The organism is Pseudomonas sp. Pseusp3 (genome assembly GCF_047304225.1).
GTDB classification, from domain to species: Bacteria; Pseudomonadota; Gammaproteobacteria; order Pseudomonadales; family Pseudomonadaceae; genus Aquipseudomonas; species Aquipseudomonas fluorescens_CD.
The window spans coordinates 1-15412 of record NZ_JBGLYV010000123.1 but is presented as its reverse complement, the minus strand read 5'-3'; the positions used below and the strand labels follow the sequence as shown (position 1 = coordinate 15412).

General features: G+C 59.7%; 15 protein-coding genes. 6 read left to right on the top strand and 9 right to left on the bottom strand.

Going from position 1 to position 15412, the window contains the following annotated elements:
- Positions 1 to 264: 264 nt before the first annotated feature.
- Together ACCD00_RS27070 and ACCD00_RS27065 are read right to left on the bottom strand one after the other, a co-directional pair.
- The gene (locus ACCD00_RS27070) at positions 265 to 1401 is read right to left on the bottom strand and encodes a catalase family protein (protein ID WP_413428344.1); all 1137 of its coding nucleotides are present in this window, start codon (positions 1399 to 1401) and stop codon (positions 265 to 267) included.
- 28 nt (positions 1402 to 1429) lie between these two features.
- On the bottom strand, positions 1430 to 3232 hold the full coding sequence (locus tag ACCD00_RS27065) for a di-heme-cytochrome C peroxidase (protein WP_413428343.1): 1803 nt from the start codon (positions 3230 to 3232) through the stop codon (positions 1430 to 1432).
- A 269-nt stretch (positions 3233 to 3501) separates the two neighbouring features.
- On the opposite strand from ACCD00_RS27065, the gene ACCD00_RS27060 reads away from it, so the two are divergent.
- From ACCD00_RS27060 to ACCD00_RS27040, 5 genes are all read left to right on the top strand, one after another.
- On the top strand, positions 3502 to 4218 hold the full coding sequence (locus tag ACCD00_RS27060) for an FKBP-type peptidyl-prolyl cis-trans isomerase (protein ID WP_413428342.1): 717 nt from the start codon (positions 3502 to 3504) through the stop codon (positions 4216 to 4218).
- 292 nt (positions 4219 to 4510) lie between these two features.
- The gene (locus tag ACCD00_RS27055; protein WP_085716907.1) at positions 4511 to 4966 is read left to right on the top strand and encodes a YkvA family protein; all 456 of its coding nucleotides are present in this window, start codon (positions 4511 to 4513) and stop codon (positions 4964 to 4966) included.
- A 114-nt stretch (positions 4967 to 5080) separates the two neighbouring features.
- Positions 5081 to 5422: a helix-turn-helix domain-containing protein gene (locus ACCD00_RS27050; protein WP_413428341.1), complete on the top strand. Its 342-nt coding sequence runs from the start codon at positions 5081 to 5083 to the stop codon at positions 5420 to 5422.
- On the top strand, positions 5419 to 5790 hold the full coding sequence (locus ACCD00_RS27045; RefSeq protein ID WP_003223109.1) for a hypothetical protein: 372 nt from the start codon (positions 5419 to 5421) through the stop codon (positions 5788 to 5790). Before ACCD00_RS27050 ends, ACCD00_RS27045 begins: the two co-directional genes overlap by 4 nt.
- Complete coding sequence (locus ACCD00_RS27040; RefSeq protein ID WP_413428340.1) at positions 5791 to 6201, top strand: sel1 repeat family protein; 411 nt, start codon at positions 5791 to 5793, stop codon at positions 6199 to 6201.
- 49 nt (positions 6202 to 6250) lie between these two features.
- Here ACCD00_RS27040 and ACCD00_RS27035 read toward each other — a convergent pair whose 3' ends face one another.
- Complete coding sequence (locus ACCD00_RS27035; protein WP_413428339.1) at positions 6251 to 8041, bottom strand: bifunctional diguanylate cyclase/phosphodiesterase; 1791 nt, start codon at positions 8039 to 8041, stop codon at positions 6251 to 6253.
- 145 nt (positions 8042 to 8186) lie between these two features.
- Entirely contained in the window at positions 8187 to 10268 is a 2082-nt protein-coding gene (locus ACCD00_RS27030; protein ID WP_413428346.1) for a carboxy terminal-processing peptidase, read from the bottom strand.
- A 138-nt stretch (positions 10269 to 10406) separates the two neighbouring features.
- On the opposite strand from ACCD00_RS27030, the gene ACCD00_RS27025 reads away from it, so the two are divergent.
- Entirely contained in the window at positions 10407 to 11369 is a 963-nt protein-coding gene (locus ACCD00_RS27025; RefSeq protein ID WP_413428338.1) for a zinc-binding dehydrogenase, read from the top strand.
- Between the two features lie 117 nt (positions 11370 to 11486).
- On the opposite strand, the gene ACCD00_RS27020 is transcribed toward ACCD00_RS27025, so the two are convergent.
- The 5 genes from ACCD00_RS27020 to ACCD00_RS27000 all read right to left on the bottom strand — a co-directional run.
- Positions 11487 to 12140 (bottom strand): HAD family hydrolase, encoded by a 654-nt coding sequence (locus ACCD00_RS27020; protein ID WP_413428337.1) that lies wholly within the window; start codon positions 12138 to 12140, stop codon positions 11487 to 11489.
- Positions 12141 to 12174: 34 nt separating this feature from the next.
- A complete protein-coding gene (locus ACCD00_RS27015; RefSeq protein ID WP_413428336.1) occupies positions 12175 to 13164 on the bottom strand; it encodes an ABC transporter ATP-binding protein in 990 nt (329 codons plus the stop codon).
- Entirely contained in the window at positions 13161 to 13961 is an 801-nt protein-coding gene (locus tag ACCD00_RS27010) for an ABC transporter permease (protein ID WP_413428335.1), read from the bottom strand. The genes ACCD00_RS27015 and ACCD00_RS27010 overlap by 4 nt, the downstream gene beginning before the upstream one ends.
- Positions 13948 to 14784, bottom strand: coding sequence for an ABC transporter permease (locus tag ACCD00_RS27005; protein ID WP_413428345.1), 837 nt, complete (start codon positions 14782 to 14784; stop codon positions 13948 to 13950). Before ACCD00_RS27005 ends, ACCD00_RS27010 begins: the two co-directional genes overlap by 14 nt.
- Positions 14785 to 14789: 5 nt before the next feature.
- Positions 14790 to 15412, bottom strand: a 623-nt coding sequence (locus tag ACCD00_RS27000) for an alkaline phosphatase family protein (protein WP_413428334.1), incomplete at its 5' end; no start/stop codon positions are given.

Below are 15412 nucleotides of genomic sequence, written 5' to 3'. Positions count from 1 at the left end.
GCGGTAGTTCAGTCGGTTAGAATACCGGCCTGTCACGCCGGGGGTCGCGGGTTCGAGTCCCGTCCGCTGCGCCATATTCGGTAATCTGGAACACTGAACGCCAGATCACCACAGAAAGCCCGCCTAGTGCGGGCTTTTTGCTGTCTGGGATTTGGCTTTTCTCGCTCCTTGTAGGAGCGAGCTAGCTCGCGAAGATCGTTAACGATAACGCATAAATTCAGATGCCCAGCGGCGCCCATTGGTTTTTCGCGAGCGAGCTCGCTCCTACAGTTCGGCGTTACGGCTGTGCCGGTAGTCGCTGACGGCTTCATACACCGCCTTGCGCAGGCGATTGATCCCGCCAATGGGGCGGTGCGCCTCAAGGCCAAACCAGGGATTGAACGACTGGTTGTCGCATTGCAGGTTCAGCGCCGGTGTATCGAAGTCCTGTGCTGGCACGTTGATCCGCGCCACCGTCTCGAAGGGCGCATCACTCTCTCGCCACTCAATGCTGGTGTCTTCGATCGGCATGTACTTGTTGGCGTCCTGTCGCTGGATTTGCAGAGCGAAACACGCGGGTACCCGGTCGGTGGACAGCTGTTGGTTCAGCGCATTGCGCAGAAAGTTCGGCAGCTTGCGATTTTGTTCCGGCAGGTTGTAGGCCGGGCAGTTATCCGGATCGGGTATGACCCGGAACTTCGCATTGGCTTCACCGAATTTGTAGGGTGAAACCGAAAAGTACGTCGTCCGGGTTGGGCTCGACGGGGCGGGGGACAATGTCGCCAAGGCAATAAACAGGTGGCGAACCTGCCAGGCGCGTGGATCCCAGCCGGGGAAAAAAGCCATGATCTTTTTACCGTCAGCCTGGGCGGCGACGTTCTGACGGTATTCGGCGACATCACTGACAAAGAAGTTCGGATGGCTGAACATCACAAAGTCCTGTTCGCTTCGCCCCTGCCGATCGCTCAACAGTTGTTTGCCCGGAACATCGAGCAGTTTGATCGCCATGCCCCTGGCGTCGCGGATGCTGTCGAACTGCGGGTAGGCATTGCCGTTGGACAGGCGCATCGTCGCTCGCCAGGTTTTACCCGGTTCGCTGAACACGCCCTGGCGCAGTTCGCCTGGCAGTTCCGGCAGCACCTGAACCTCGGCCTTCACACATCCGTGGGCCTTGGCATGGGCGTCGCGCAGGTAGCGAGTGCTTTCACGGTGCTGATCGACGATGCGTACGGCGGTCTGGATGATGTCCCGGGTCATCGCGGCTTCGCCGTCCGCAATCAACTCCTGCGCCGGGACCGGCCCGCGATGCTGCCAGGCAAACCAGGCGGTGGCCAATGCCCAGCCAAGCACTCCGAGACCCAGCAGCCACAGCAACAGCTTGCCGAGGAAGGCGCCCAGGCGCAGCCAGAGAGTTGTCAGCATGGGAAAGTCCTTTTGACTGGGGCTGTGGTCATGGCAATTGCGCTTCCAGCGGGCCGCCCAGCACTTTCAGGTATTCCAGCAGTGCCCAGCGTTCCTCCGGCTGCAACCAGCGGCCGATCACGCCATTGCCGAGTTTGCCGGCACGGAATTCATGACCACTGTTGTGGTTGCCAGTGATTCGCGTGTCGAACAGAAAACCATTGGTAAAGGCTTCGGTGCGGTAACCCAGGTGTCCCGGGTCGTATTCGAAAGTGCCTTTGTAGAAGGTGGTCGCACGCTCATCCTGAGGCGACAGCAATTGATAAATGCTCGGTACCGAACCGTTGTGCAGAAACGGCGCCGTCGCCCATACACCCGCCAATGGCCTGGCCTTGTACGAACGCAACTCGCGCACGCCGATCGGCAGGCCGAAACCGTCCATTGCCGGACGCTCGGCAGGGGTGACATGGGCGTCCTGATACGCGCGGTCCAGGACAAATGCCGTGACATAGGCCAGCCCCCTGGCCACGGACATCTTGCTCAGGTCCAGTGGTTCGTCGGGTTTCGGCTCTACATCAAGTTGTTCCAGTTCCGCCTGATTCCATTGCAGCGCTGTCAGGTCGAAGCGGTGGTCGGCGATGTTGTTGGCCGCACCGGGATCTGTGCCGATGTAATCCACCGGGAGCATTTTCAGGTGCTGAACGTATCGTCCCTCGCCCTGGGTGGTGCTCGGTACATGACAACCCGCGCAGTTTTCCGCGAACAAGGCGCGCCCCTTTGCTGCCAGGGGTTTGTCGACTGCGCCCAACAGATCTTCCGGCCAGGCGGGAGGCGAGAGTCGTTGCAGGGTTTTTTCGATCAGGTGCAGGTCGCGCACACGGACACTGGAGGGATAGCGGGCATCGCCCATCAGCGGCTGACCATTGTTGTCAAAGAAGTCCAGGGTGGCGCCGACGCCAAGCGCCTCGCCGATGTTGCGGGCCATCGGTTGTTTCGCCGAGCCGTTCCACTGCACCCATTCGAACGTCCACATGTCCCACAACTGCGGATAATCGACCGGGGCATTGGCTATGCGGTAGTTTTCGGGGGAAATCGCATCACCGAAGCTGGCGTTGGCAATGCGTCCGAAGGCGTCTGTGCGCCCCGGGCCTTCCTCGGTCGGATAGAGCCCGCGATGGGTGTCGTTCCAGGCCACTTTGAGGAACGTATCCAGTGAAGATTTGAATTCCTTGCGCAGCTGTTGGTGACGGGCGTCATAGTCCTGGCCCAGCACAGTGCGTGCGAAACGTTCGAATTTCCACGGGTTGTAGTAGGTCGAGGTCAGGCTGGCCACCAGCGCTTGTCCGAAACTGCCCCCTTTGAGTGTAGGAACACTGGACGGCAGGACATGTTGCGCCGAGCCGCCGTCGATACGCACGGCTTGTCCTTTGAAGCGCAGTTCTCCGGTGTGGCAGGCCGCGCAGGTGATATCCAGAAACACATCCGGGCTCCCCGCATTCTGGTGCCGGGTAAAGCCTGCCGGGAGGTTGCCGGGGTTGTTCGGTGTCGGTTTCTGGCCGGGATCCACCAGAAAACCGAAGCGGGCGAGGTACTCGGGGGCGGCGAAGCGTTGCTGCGAGAAGGGCAGTTCGAGGGCGGTGAACCAGTCGTAGCGCAAGCCTTTGACCTGAGTGCCCTGGGGGGTGAAGTAATAAGTCTCGCGGTCTGCGGCGCTCCATTGCTCCAGGTAATGCACCTGTTGAGCAGGCGACCAGGCCGGCAATTTCGGGTTGGCGACGTAGTAAAGAACCACGGCCATGACCAGCCCGAACAGTACTGCGATGAGAACCAGCAAGCGTAGGAAGAGGCGCAAGATAAACATCCATGTCAAGTTGTCATGCCGTTATGCCTGAGTACCCAGGGTGCGGCAAGAGGCCATTACGCCAGATGTTGCGGGTTCTGGAATCAGTCTGCGTCGGAACAAGATGAAAGAAGCTTCATCAGCCGAATTGTGAAATGCGTTTAAACACCTGAACTTATCAAGTGTTTCCGGCTCTCATGCCGGTAGCCATTGGTCGTGGCGGCCTGATAAGCTCGCGGCTTTACTCGATTGCCCTTTAGGCGCATGAACAAGGAAATAGCATGAAACAGCATCGGTTGGCGGCGGCGGTGGCCCTGGTTAGCCTGGTACTCGCGGGTTGTGATTCGCAGACCAGCGTAGAGCTGAAAACCCCGGCGCAAAAAGCTTCCTACGGAATTGGCCTGAACATGGGCAAGAGCCTGGCTCAGGAAGGCATGGATGATCTCGATTCCAAAGCCGTAGCCCAGGGCATCGAAGACGCCGTCGGCAAGAAAGAGCAGAAGCTCAAGGACGAAGAACTGGTTGAGGCGTTCGCTGCACTGCAAAAGCGTGCCGAAGAGCGCATGGCCAAGATGAGCGAAGAGTCGGCCGCTGCCGGCAAGAAATTCCTCGAGGAAAACGGCAAGAAAGCCGGTGTGACCACCACGGCTTCGGGCCTGCAGTATGAAGTCGTGCAGAAAGCCGATGGCCCTCAGCCAAAGCCGACTGACGTAGTGACCGTTCACTACACCGGCAAATTGACCAACGGCACCGTATTCGACAGCTCCGTCGAGCGCGGCAGCCCGATCGATCTGCCGGTCAGCGGTGTGATCCCGGGTTGGGTCGAAGGCCTGCAACTGATGCACGTTGGCGAGAAGTACAAACTGTACATCCCGGCTGACCTGGCTTACGGCGCTCAAAGCCCAAGCCCGGCGATTCCAGCCAATTCGGTGCTGGTATTCGACCTGGAACTGCTGGCCATCAAGGACCCGGCAAAAGAAGACGCCGAAGCCAAGTAACCAGCGTCTGCTTCGATAACAACGCCTCGCTCATGCGGGGCGTTGTTGCATCTGGCGCCCGGCAGGGGTAAACAAAACGAACAGACGCTCTAGACCGGAGTCTCACGCATAGTAGTGTTGCCGGTAGACGCACAACGCCGCCAAGTCAATGAAATTATGGGTTTTTTTTGATGAGTAAAAAACGCCCGATCTGAACGCAAGCCTTGTAAAGCGGGGCTTTCAGCGGTGAAAAGCAGCTCTGTTCACAAGGTTATCCACAATTTGTGTGGATAACATTTCAACGGGAGAAATCATGAAAGCACCCTGGAATTTCGCTCGTTTCCTGCCACTGGCCGGGCGCCTGCTGGCACGCGGTCGATTGCCGACCCTGTTGTTCGCGGTCGCCAGCAAAGGCGCGAGCCAGGGCAACCGACTGGGCAAGCTCAAGGACGACTTGAAGCTGTTGCAGGCACTCTGCCTGGCCTACTGGCGCGGGGAATATCGCGCCATCAGCCCCAAGGCGCTGATTTCGGTCGTCGCGGGCCTGATGTACTTCCTCAGCCCGGTGGATGCGATCCCGGATTTCATTCCGGTATTCGGCATGTTCGATGACATTGCGGTATTGGCGTGGCTGATGAAAGTGCTCGACGACGAACTCAATGCCTTCCGCACCTGGCGCAAACGGCAGGCGCCGGAAAAGCTCGCGGTGGTTGAGCGTCTGCCTGACACCCCCGAGCAGCTTCAACTTCAAGGCCCGAAAAAACACTGAGCCGATTGCGACCTGTTCATAGATTGATGCCCCCCGCGACCTTGGCCGCTGTTAGGATTACACTTCTAAGGAAAAGTGCCGACTCGCTAAGTGTTTTTGTCCTACGGGGTAGTCATGGATATTCAGATAATTACACGCGAAGGCGAGCCCGAATATGCGGTTCTGCCATGGGCTCAGTATCAGGCGTTACTGAAAGCAGCAGGCATCAAAGAGCAAGCGTCGCCTGAAGCCGTGAAGCTTCAGGCGGCAACACCAGACCCGATTCTTCCGGGTCTGGATCAACTACGCAGTTTGCGCGAAGGAAAGGGCATCGCCATCGAGGCGCTGGCCCGCACGGTAGGCATCAGCCCGTCTTACCTGGCCATGATCGAAAGTGGCGAGCGTCTGCCCGACGCCGCGATTCGCCGCAGCCTGGCCTGGGAATTGACGGTGCCAGGGTGGAGGGAAGAATCGTGAGCGTACGTATCAGTCGTCAACACTGGGACGGATTGCTGGGCGAACTGGATCAGGCGCGTCGCCAGCGCCATCTGTTGACGTATCGGGCATTGCTGGAGCGTTTGCAGCTGCCGACCCCGGCCATGCAGACCCTGACTGCGGCCCTTGAGCATCTGGCGGCCCTGGACGCGAAGGCGGAGCAACCATTGCGCAGTTCACTGGTGATCAGTCAGGGCGCCAGCCGTTTGCCACGTACCGGGTTCTTTGAGTGTGTCGAGCGCCTCGGGCGTTTTTCCGGGCCGTCGGACGGCGTTGCCGCTGCGTCCTGGCACGCTTCGGAAGTGGTGCGGGTGTTCGAGTACGAATACCCGGAATCGGCCGAGGCCTGAGTGTTTTTACAACTCAAGGCACGAGCCGGTTACTGGCTCGCGCGCCGATTGTTTCACTGGTCATGGTTTGTCCGCCAGCCACGAGGCTGGCGCTGGCTCGAAGGCCAGTTCGCCCGCATGGCCAACCTGGGCAATGTCGGCGCCCAGAGCTTCTATGGGCACATCCTGACGTTTCGCGGCGTCGGCCTCGGTGCTCGTGAGGAGGGCGTGCGTTTGTTGCGCCTGGCGGCATTGGCGGGCGATGGCAAGGCGGCGTATCAAGTGGGTGTGATCAGCCTGGCCGGGACAGCGAGCAAGGCGCCGGACCCGGCTGAAGCGGCGCGGTTCTGGGGGATGGCTGCCAAGGCTGGGCATCCGTTGGCCGAGATCAAGCTCAAAGAGTTGGCGTCTCGCGGTCCTTTGGATAATTAGTGGCTGGTCTGGTGCCTTCGCGAGCCTGCTCGCGAAAGCCTCAGTTCAATCACCGCTGCCCCACGAACAACTCCCCATCCGACATCCGCTGCGCCAGACTGTCAATCACATGCACGCTATACCCCTGCACATTCTTCGCATGGTGCTTGGCCTGCGAAGCCATCTCCGCCAACTGGCTCGCATCGAGTTGTGCACAGGCCTGTGGATGAAGGTGCACCACCCCTATCGACAGCGACAACAGCGCAAACTCCTGCCGCACGCCCTGGCGATTCGGTGCGATGAAGCAGCCGGCTTCCAGGTGCTCGCTGCGGTAGAAGCGCCGGCACTGGCTCTGGAAGTCGTCGAGCAACTGGTTCAAACGTTTTCGCCAGTCTTCCGGGCCGAGCACCAGCAGGAAATCGTCACCGCCGATGTGGCCGACAAAATCGCGGGACGGGTCGACGCGGTCGATCAGGCATTGCGCCAGGCACAGCAGGACTTCGTCACCGCGGCCATAGCCGTAGATGTCGTTGAAGGGTTTGAAGCTATCGATGTCCACGTAGCAGATCACCGATTCCCGTTGCTGTTGCAGCAGCCGCGTCAGGCATTGCTGGATCGGTACGTTGCCCGGTAGCAAGGTCAGCGGGTTGGCGTAGCGGGCCTGTTGGATCTTCAGTTCGGTGATCAGTTTGAGCACGTCTATTACGCGGCCCAGCCCGAGATAGCCACCATTGAGGGTGATGATGAAATCCTCTTCGATACGCTGGCGGGCACGGCTGGTGATCAGGCGGCTGACTTGTTGCAACGACTGGCTCAGCTCGACGGCGAGGAAGTCATCGCTCATCAGGCGGCTGATGGGCTTGCGGGCGAACAGGTCGGTGGCAAAGGGCTTGAGCAGGACGTCGGAGAGCGAATGACGATGGACAATGCCGCAGGGCTGACCCTGTTCATCCAAGACGGCCAGCGAGTTCAGGTTGGCCTGGCGGCGAAAGGCTTCGAGCACCGTGGCGGTCGGGGTGTCCCGGTCCATTGCGGGTTGCTCGTTGAGCAGGGCGCTGAGGTCGCTGCCGTCTTCGCTCAGGACCACGGCGGTGCTGTCCTGTCGGGGCATCAATGCCCGGGCATCCCGCGGCGGGTGTTCCTGGGGGCGGCAGAGCAGGTAGCCCTGCACCAGGTCCACGCCCATTTCGGTCAGCACCGTGAGCTCTTCGGGTAGCTCGATACCTTCGGCGATGACTTGCGCCCGCGAGGCCTTGGCGATTTGCAGGATCGAGCCGACGAATTCGCGCTTGAGCGCATCCTGATGAATGCCATCGATGAAATGCCGGTCGATTTTCACGTAGTCCGGCCGTAGCTCGGACCACAGCCGCAAACTCGAATAGCCCGCGCCCAGATCATCCAGCGCAATCGAAAAGCCCATCGCCCGATAGTGATGCAGGGCGGTTTGCAGCAACTGGAAATCATCCGCCGGCGTCTGTTCCGTGAGCTCGATGACCACCTGACTCGGCGGAATGCCGAAGTCCTGCAGCAATTGCAGGGTACGCCCCGGTTGATGCGCCGCTTCGAGCAGGGATTCCGGAGAGACGTTAAGGAACAACAGGCCAGGCAGTTGTTGTTCATTGAAGCGTCGGCAAGCGTTTTCGCGGCAGGTGATTTCCAGCTCGCTCAGACGTCCGGCCTGGCGGGCGACGGCGAACAGGGCGACAGGGGAGTGCAGAGGGCTGTTGGAGGGGCCGCGACTGAGGGCTTCGTAACCGAGAATGCGCCGTTCAGAGAGGCTGATGATCGGCTGGAACAGGCTGTGCAAACCGCTTTGAGTCAGGATCGAGCTCAATGCACTCAGCTGTTCGGTTGTGGTCATGGCGATCTCTGGCGATAAAAAAAGGACCGGGCGTGCCCTTGGTAAAAAGTGCACGCCCGGTCCTTTATTTCACGACAGAATGATGACTGTTTAATGACGCTCCGGGGAGCGTCAGCATTAAATTGCCATCATTGTTTGTAAAAACTCAGTGCTTGGCCACTGCCGTATTGAGTTTCAGGTAATCCAGCAGAATCCGCCCGGTTTCGCTCAGGTAGGCATCGTCTTCCGGTTTGGTCTTGGCATCCTCGGCCGCAATGGCGTCCTCGTCTTCTTTCTTCAGCTCTTTGAGCGGTTCTTCGCCCTTGGCCTTGCGACGGATGTTTTCCATGGTCAGCTGTTTGGCTTCGATGTCGGCGTGCTGGGCGCGCCGCTCGGCTTCATTGAGGCTGACGGTTTTTTCGGTCATCAGTTTCTGCGCCAGGGCCAGCTTGTCGCGGATGAACACGAACTCCGCATCCTTGGCAGTGCGCACGTCATGCTCAGACTTGAGCTGCGAAATGTACGGCTTGAACGGATCCACGGCAGGCTTGATCGCAGCCTTGATGGTGTCCCACGGCATGGCTTCCGGCAGGGCGCTTTCACCGATTTCCTTGGTGTCGATGATCGACGGGTAATCGATGTCCGGCAAGACGCCCTGATGCTGGGTGCTCTGCCCGGAAACCCGGTAGAACTTGGCCAGGGTCAGTTTCAGTTCGCCATGGTTGAGCGGCTGAATGGTCTGCACGGTGCCTTTGCCGAAGGTCTGGCCGCCGATGATCAGTGCGCGGTGGTAGTCCTGCATGGCACCGGCAAAAATCTCCGAAGCCGAGGCGGACAGGCGGTTGACCAGCAACGCCATCGGGCCTTTGTAGAACGCACCCGGGTTTTCATCTTCCAGGACATCGACGCGGCCATCGGCGTTGCGCACGAGCACGGTTGGGCCTTTGTCGATGAACAGGCTGGTCAGCTCGGTGGCCTCTTGCAAGGAACCGCCGCCGTTGTTACGCAGGTCGATGACCACGCCGTCGACTTTGTCTTTCTGCAACTCGGTCAGCAGTTTCTTGACGTCGCGGGTGGTGCTCTTGTAATCCGGGTCGCCGGCACGGAAGGCCTTGAAGTCCAGATAGAACGCCGGGATTTCGATGATGCCGAGCTTGTAGTCCTTGCCGTCCTGTTTCAGGTTCAGCACCGATTTCTTCACGGCCTGGTCTTCGAGCTTCACCGCTTCACGGGTGATCGGCACGATCTTGCTGGTCTGGTCGTTCGGCGCATTGCTGGCCGGGATGACTTCCAGGCGCACCACGGTGCCCTTCGGACCGCGAATCAGCTTGACTACTTCGTCCAGACGCCAGCCCACCACGTCGACCATTTCCTTGTTGCCCTGGGCCACGCCGATGATCTTGTCGGCCGGTGCAACCTGCTTGGTCTTGTCCGCCGGACCTGCCGGCACCAGGCGCACGACTTTCACCTGGTCGTTATCGCTCTGCAACACGGCGCCGATGCCCTCCAGGGACAGGCTCATGTTGATGTCGAAGTTCTCCGCGTTATCCGGCGACAGATAGTTGGTGTGCGGGTCGTAGGACATGGCGAAGGTGTTGATGTACGCCTGGAAGATATCTTCCGCGCGGGTCTGGTCCAGGCGTGCCAACTGGTTCTTGTAGCGCTTGGTCAGGGTTTCCTGGATCTGCTTGGGCTCTTTGCCGGCGATCTTCATCCGCAGTACTTCATCCTTGACGCGTTTGCGCCACAGGTCGTCGAGTTCTGCGGTGGATTTGAGCCAAGGGGCGTCCTTGCGGTCGATCAGCAAGGTTTCCTTGGTGGTGAAGTCTATCTTGTCGACGCCTTTGTCCAGCTCGGCAAGGGCGAAGTCCAGACGCGCCTTTACGCGGTCCAGGTAGCGCTTGTAGATGGTGAACCCGGCGTTCAGGTCGCCGCTCTTGAGGAAGTCGTCGAACTGGGTCTTCCACTTGTCGAATTCGGCAATGTCGCTGGCCATGAAGTAGCTGCGCGACGGATCCAGCAGCTTGAGGTAGCTGTCGTAGATGATCACCGAGCGTGCGTCATCGAGTGGCGGCTTGCTGTAGTGGTGGCGCTTGAGCAACTCCACGACGTTCAGACTGGCGATCACTTCGTCACGATCGGGTTGAAGCTTGTCCCAGCTATTGGCTGCGAATGTATTGCTCGACATCGGCAGCAAGCCGATACCGATGAACAAGGCGAGGGCAGTGCTGGGGAACAGATGCTTCATGCTGATTCGACGCGGGGACAATTGATAACGCATATTAGGCCGTCTTTGAAGTCGCCGGTTCTCTGGGAGCCGGTCGCATAATGCAAAAAGCCCGGCGCTACAGCTTCGGGCTCAGTCCAGACTCACTATGGAGGCACTGTGAAAGCATTGCAAGGCGTTGACGGTCAAGTGGTATGGGTTGATGAGCCCAGTCCTGCGTGCGATGTAGGACAAGTTCGTATTCGAGTGGCGGCATCGGGCCTCAATCGCGCCGATTTGTTGCAGAAGGCCGGCCTTTATCCGCCACCGCCAGGGGCCAGCCAGGTGCTCGGTCTAGAGTGCTCCGGCGTGATCAGCGAGGTCGGCGCCGGGTCTTCCTGGCAGGTGGGCGATCGGGTTTGCGCCTTGCTGGCCGGGGGCGGGATGGCCGAAGAGGTGGTTGTCGACGGGCGGCATGTATTGCCGGTTCCCGACGGAATGTCACTGGTCGAAGCGGCGGCATTGCCCGAAGTCTATGCAACAGTCTGGCTGAATCTGTTTCAACTGGCGGCGCTCAAGCCGGGTCAGAAAGTTCTTCTGCACGCCGGGGCAAGTGGAATTGGTTCAGCGGCCATTCAGCTGTGCAAGGCCTTCGGTAACCCGTGTTGGGTCAGCGTCGGCTCCACCGAGCGACTGGCGTATTGCGAAGCGCTCGGCGCCCAGGGCGGCGTGGTGCGTAACGATGATCTGGAGAGCCTGCGGGACCTGGGGCCGTTCGACGTGATTCTCGACCCGGTGGGCGGTAATTATGCGGCGTTGAACCTCAAGCTGCTCGCGCAGGATGGCCGTTGGGTTTTGATCGGTTTGATGGGCGGGCGCGAGGCCAAACTGGATCTGGCCCAGGTGCTGGCCAAGCGCGTGCAGTTGCTGGGTTCGACGTTGCGCAGCCGTGATGATCAATTCAAGGCCGATCTGTTCCGCGACCTGAGCCTGCATGTGTGGCCGTTGTTTGCCGAGGGGCGCTTGAGCCCGCAACTGGCCAGGGCCTTCCCGGTCAAGGAAGCCGAGGCGGCGTTTGCCGAATTGGCGAGTAATACCGTGGCGGGGAAGGTGGTGCTGGTGATTGACGAAAGCCTCACCTGATATCTGTTGTAGGAGCGAGCTTGCTCGCGATGAACTTGAAGGCGACGCTGGTTATCAGGTAGCACGCGTTATCGTTCACGACCATCGCGAGCGAGCTCGCTCCTACAGGGTTATCTGTTATTTCCAGTCATGAATCGGCCAGCCGGCTTTTTCGGCCTGCTCGCGCAGCACCGGATCCGGGTTGACCACGTGGGGGAAATCCACCTTCAGCAATAGCGGCAGGTCGTTGCGCGAGTCGGAATAGAAACTCGCGCCTTCGAGGTTTTCCTCTTCCGCATCCAGCCATTCCAGCAAGCGGGTGATCTTGCCTTCGCGGTAGGTCAGGGTGCCGACGGTGTTGCCGGTATAAGCACCGTGTGCCACTTCCAGCTCAATGCCGAGAATCTCGTCGATGCCCAGGCGCTCGGCAATCGGCTTGACCAGATGTACCCCCGAGGCCGAGATCACCAGGATGCGGTCGCCGGCCTTGCGATGGGCGGCGATGGCTTTGGTGGCGTCGCTGAAGATGATCGGTTCGATGAAGTCTTCCACCCAGGGGCCGACCAGATGCTCGACTTCTTCGGGCGTGCGGCCGATCAAGGGTTCCAGGCTGAAAGCCATGTAGTCCTCCATCGCCAGGTGGCCCCGGCCGTAGGCATCCATCAACTCCTTGTCACGACGCAGGAAGGATTCGCTGTCGACCCAGCCGAGGCGGACCATTTGCTCGCTCCACAGTGAGGCGCAGTCGCCGTGGATCAGGGTTTCGTCCAGATCAAAAATTGCCAGGGCCATCAGTGCAGTTCTCTCTTCAGGATAAGCAAAGGCATCAGGCTACCTCACACAGGGCCGTCGGATCGATGGAAAGTGCCAGGCGCTGACCATCGGGGTGCAGATCGGAGGCCGAACGGTTGAGCACATCCACCACCAACTCCACGCCCCGGGCTTCGATCCGGTAGCGAATCACGTTGCCCAGCAGGCTGTGGCTGCGTACCAGCGCATCGAGTTCACCGTTCAGGCTCAGTTCGATGGCTTCCGGACGAATCGCAATCCGATGATTGACCGGGCGCTGCAGCAGTTTCGTCGCGCTGTCGGCGTCCAGCAGGTTGTAGTTGCCGATAAAACCGGCGGCGAACACATCCACCGGTGCGGTATAGAGGGTTTCGGCGTCGCCGCTTTGTACGATTTTTCCCTGATTCATCAGGAAAATCCGGTCAGACATGGTCAGGGCTTCTTCCTGATCGTGTGTGACGAAAATCGTGGTCAGGCCCAGTTCGCGCTGGATCTGACGAATCTGTTCGCGCAGGTGCTTGCGGATACGCGCATCGAGGGCCGACAGCGGTTCGTCCAGCAACAACAGCCGTGGTCGGGTCACCAGTGAGCGGGCGAGGGCGACACGCTGGCATTGGCCGCCGGACAACTGATGCGGATAGCGGGCGGCAAAATCATTTAGCTCCACCAGTCTCAGCACTTCGGCGACGCGCTTCTGGCTATCGTCGGCGTTGACCTTCTGCATGCGCAAACCGAAGGCGACGTTCTGCTCGACAGTCATGTTGGGGAACAGCGCATAACTCTGGAACACCATGCCGATCCCGCGCTTCTGCGGGCTTAACGGCACGATATCGACACCATCGAGCAGGATCTTGCCGCCATCCACCGAGGTCAGGCCGGCGATGCAACGCAGCAGCGTGGATTTGCCGCAACCCGACGGGCCGAGCAAGGTGACGAACTCGCCCTTTTGAATTTCGCAATTGATGTCGCTGAACACTGTGGTGCCCGCGTAATTCTTTTGCAGATGTTGGACGCTGACATAGCTCATTCGCTTTTGTCCTTGTTCAAGATATTGGCCGCCCAGGTCAGAACCAGCACGAAAAAGAAGTAGGAAATCACCAGCGCACTGGTGAAGTGGCCGCTGCTGTTGCGCATGTTGTTGAGATAGACCTGCAAGGTTTCGTAACGGGTGCCGACGAGGATGTTGGCGAACACGAACTCACCGAACAGGAACGAGAACGACAGCAGTAACGCCACCATCAGGCCCTTGCGCAGGTTCGGCAGCACCACCAGGAGCGCCGCCTGAAAAGTGCTGGCGCCGAGCAGTTGGGCGGCGTCCATCAGGTCGCGCAGGTTGATCGCCTGCAGGTTGTTGGTGATCGCCCGATACATGAACGGCAGCGCCACGGTGAAGTAGCAACCGATCAGGATCCACGGCGTGCCGACCATGGCGAACGGCCCGGAACCGTAGAGCTGCAACAGCCCCACCGACGACACCACCGGCGGCACGGCGAAGGGCAGCAGGATCAGGATATTCATCAGCGCATCGAGTTTCGGGAAGTGGTAATGCACCACGAACAGCAACGGCAGAATCAGCACCACCGAAAGAATCAATGAACCAACGCAAACCAGCAGCGATTGCCCGAACGCTTGCAGGAAGCGCGGATCGCTCCACAGATGCACGTACCATTTGATGCTGAAACCGCTGGGCAGGATGGTGGCCGACCAACTGCTGGAAATCGAATAGATAAAGGTGCCGAGCAGAGGCAACAACAGAATGGCGAACAGCAGGTAGACCACTACCCGGTGGTAGATACCGATGGGGCCCAATTCAGCGCGAGTCATGGTAGCTCCTCTTCAACAGCAGCTGATGCACGATGGTCACCAGGGTCATCAAGGCCACCAGCACCACGGCCAGGGCGCTGGCCAGGTTCGGGTCCAGGGAAATGTCACCGGACACCATCGCCGCGATGCGGATTGGCATCACGTTGAAGTTGCCGGTGGTCAGGGCGTACACCGTGGCGTAGGCGCCGAGGGCATTGGCCAACAGGATCACGAAGGTGCCAAGCAGTGCCGGGGTCAGCACCGGCAGGCCGATGTGGCGCCAAAACTGCCAGCCGTTCGCGCCGAGCAGCGCGGCGGACTCGCGCCAGTCTTCGCGCAAGGCGTCGAAGGCCGGGTAGAGCAGCAGCACGCCAAGGGGAATCTGGAAGTAGGTGTAGAGAATGATCACCCCGGTTTTCGAATACAGGTTGAAGTCCTGAATGATGCCGGCCTGTTTGAGCATGATGGTGAAGGTGCCGTTGAAACCCAGCAGGATGATGAACGCAAAAGCCAGGGGCACGCCGGCGAAGTTGCTGGTCATGTTGGCGAAGGCGTTGACGAAATTGCGCAGTTTCGAGTCGACTCGGCGCAATGAATAGGCCCCGAGCACGGCGATGATGATCCCGAATACGCTGGACCAGAAACTGATCTCGAGGCTGTACTGGATCGCCTGCATATAGAACTTCGAATCGAATATCCTGGTGAAGTTGGCCAGGCCCCAACCGAACTCTTCCGATTCCAGGCTATTGATCATCACCCACGCCAGTGGGGCAATTTCGAACACGATGAAGAACAGCGTGAAGGGTACCAGGCACAAGGCTGCCAGCCATTTGCCGCGCGTCATGGAGGTCACTTGAGCAGCTCCCGGCACACGGGTTTGTCGTGGGACACGCCCATCAGTTCACAGACGGTGCCGCAGATGTCGGTCTGTTTTGGCGTGGCTTTGGCGTTGAAACTGAACGCATCGCCGAGCACGAACAGCGGCACTTCGCGTTCTTCGGGCAGCAGGCCGTTATGGGAGCGGTCGTTGTTCATGCCGTGGTCGGCGGTAACCAGCACCTGATAACCGGCATCGAGCCAGCCTTGCAGATAGTCGGCCAGGATGATGTCGGCCGAGCGGGCGCTGTTGCGGTACTGCGGGGTGTCGAGACCGTGCTTGTGCCCGGCGTCGTCGATGTTCATCGGGTGGATCAACAGAAAGTTCGGCGAATGACGCTGGCGCAGGCTTTCGGCATCGGCGAACAGGTGCGAGTCGGGGTAGTGGTCGTTCCAGTAGAAATGCCCGTGCTGGATCGGCAGTTCCGGGTCGTCGGTGTGGCGATCCCGGGCCGCCACGAAGGGCGAACGGTTGTACAGCTCGCTGACCCAGTGATAAGCCGCCGCGGCAGTCACAAGGCCGGCGTCGGTGGCGTAGTGATAGATGCTGCGCTGGTTGGACAGGCGCGAGACGTTGTTGTGGACGATGCCGCTGT

What these genes read in the sequence shown, in the direction of transcription:
- ACCD00_RS27070 (WP_413428344.1), bottom strand. Translation starts at nt 1,401, where the DNA reads ATGCTGACAACTCTCTGGCTGCGCCTGGGCGCCTTCCTCGGCAAGCTG.
- ACCD00_RS27060 (WP_413428342.1), top strand. Translation starts at nt 3,502, where the DNA reads ATGAAACAGCATCGGTTGGCGGCGGCGGTGGCCCTGGTTAGCCTGGTA.
- ACCD00_RS27055 (WP_085716907.1), top strand. Translation starts at nt 4,511, where the DNA reads ATGAAAGCACCCTGGAATTTCGCTCGTTTCCTGCCACTGGCCGGGCGC.
- ACCD00_RS27050 (WP_413428341.1), top strand. Translation starts at nt 5,081, where the DNA reads ATGGATATTCAGATAATTACACGCGAAGGCGAGCCCGAATATGCGGTT.
- ACCD00_RS27035 (WP_413428339.1), bottom strand. Translation starts at nt 8,041, where the DNA reads ATGACCACAACCGAACAGCTGAGTGCATTGAGCTCGATCCTGACTCAA.
- ACCD00_RS27030 (WP_413428346.1), bottom strand. Translation starts at nt 10,268, where the DNA reads ATGAAGCATCTGTTCCCCAGCACTGCCCTCGCCTTGTTCATCGGTATC.
- ACCD00_RS27020 (WP_413428337.1), bottom strand. Translation starts at nt 12,140, where the DNA reads ATGGCCCTGGCAATTTTTGATCTGGACGAAACCCTGATCCACGGCGAC.
- ACCD00_RS27015 (WP_413428336.1), bottom strand. Translation starts at nt 13,164, where the DNA reads ATGAGCTATGTCAGCGTCCAACATCTGCAAAAGAATTACGCGGGCACC.
- ACCD00_RS27010 (WP_413428335.1), bottom strand. Translation starts at nt 13,961, where the DNA reads ATGACTCGCGCTGAATTGGGCCCCATCGGTATCTACCACCGGGTAGTG.
- ACCD00_RS27005 (WP_413428345.1), bottom strand. Translation starts at nt 14,784, where the DNA reads ATGACGCGCGGCAAATGGCTGGCAGCCTTGTGCCTGGTACCCTTCACG.